2 protein-coding genes are annotated in these 981 nt (G+C 41.6%); one reads left to right on the top strand and one right to left on the bottom strand.

Annotation, left to right across the window (positions count from 1 at the left end):
• Window positions 1–387 (bottom strand): Gfo/Idh/MocA family oxidoreductase (locus A3763_RS00320; protein ID WP_197482645.1); only part of this gene is annotated, 387 nt, incomplete at its 3' end.
• Between the two features lie 221 nt (window positions 388–608).
• Here A3763_RS00320 and A3763_RS00315 point away from each other — a divergent pair.
• The gene (locus tag A3763_RS00315; RefSeq protein ID WP_068507676.1) at window positions 609–821 is read left to right on the top strand and encodes a hypothetical protein; all 213 of its coding nucleotides are present in this window, start codon (window positions 609–611) and stop codon (window positions 819–821) included.
• Window positions 822–981: the final 160 nt, after the last annotated feature.

Genomic DNA, 981 nt, shown 5'->3' with positions numbered 1-981 from the left:
CCCCGCCTCATAGGCAACAACTACTTTATGCTCGGCAGCCAGCGCAAAAATTTCGTTTCCGTGCTCAGCTATAAGCGCTTTGTTAGCCGTGACAACATGCTTGCCATTTTTAATCGCAGCACAAACAATGTCTTTAGCAAGATCATAGCCACCAATTAATTCTGCTACCACATCCACATCAGGGTTATTGACAACATCCATTACATTCGTCGAAAATTCGATACCGCTAAGGTCACAATTATCTTTAAGCTTTCTAGAGGCGACTTGAATCACCTCAACCTGACAGCCTGCTCGGGCAGTAATATCCTGTTGATTTCGTTTCAAGACATTAATCACGCCACTAGCGACGGTACCTAGACCACATATTCCAATCTTAACGGAGCTCAAGATATATTCCTCACGATCACGAATTCATTCTGACTTAAAGCAAAGCAACGACTAAATAGCTGCTACCCTGTAGCCTTAAAATATTTTGGCGGATAGTATACCTTTTCATCAAAGAAAAAGAATGGCACCACAACTTATTTTGAGACCCGCATATTTTTTACTAGCAGATCATTTCTTCACAGCTATACTTCTGAAAACTTAAATAAACAAGAATCAAATCCATGACTAAATACTTAACCGGCATCTGCTTTATTATCTTCAGCACCTTACTTTCTTCATGTGGTGGCGCCTTTAGCGGCTATAGTGACGCGGAACTTAGAAAAGCTTATCGTGACTGTGACTACAACAAACTTTCTCCAGCCGGAGCTCAGCGCTGCAACAACATCAAAAAAGAATGCGACTCACGCAGAAAAGACAAGGGGTTTAGGTGTTAAATTCGACAGCGATAAAAAAAGGCCCGATGAGGGCCTTTTTTTATTAGCTAGCAACTATAGAACACCAAGCGCTTTCCCAAGTTTTTGGGCATTTAAATAACCTGGAATTAAACGACCACTTTCTAAAACAATTGCCGGCGTGCCACTTATTCCCATTGCC

This window comes from Oleiphilus sp. HI0128, from assembly GCF_001635365.1.
The sequence above is the reverse complement of the archived record's forward strand: the minus strand, read 5'-3'. Positions and strand labels throughout refer to the sequence as shown.

Excerpts from the sequence above, each read along its gene's own strand:
- A3763_RS00315 (WP_068507676.1), top strand. The coding sequence starts at position 609 with ATGACTAAATACTTAACCGGCATCTGCTTTATTATCTTCAGCACCTTA.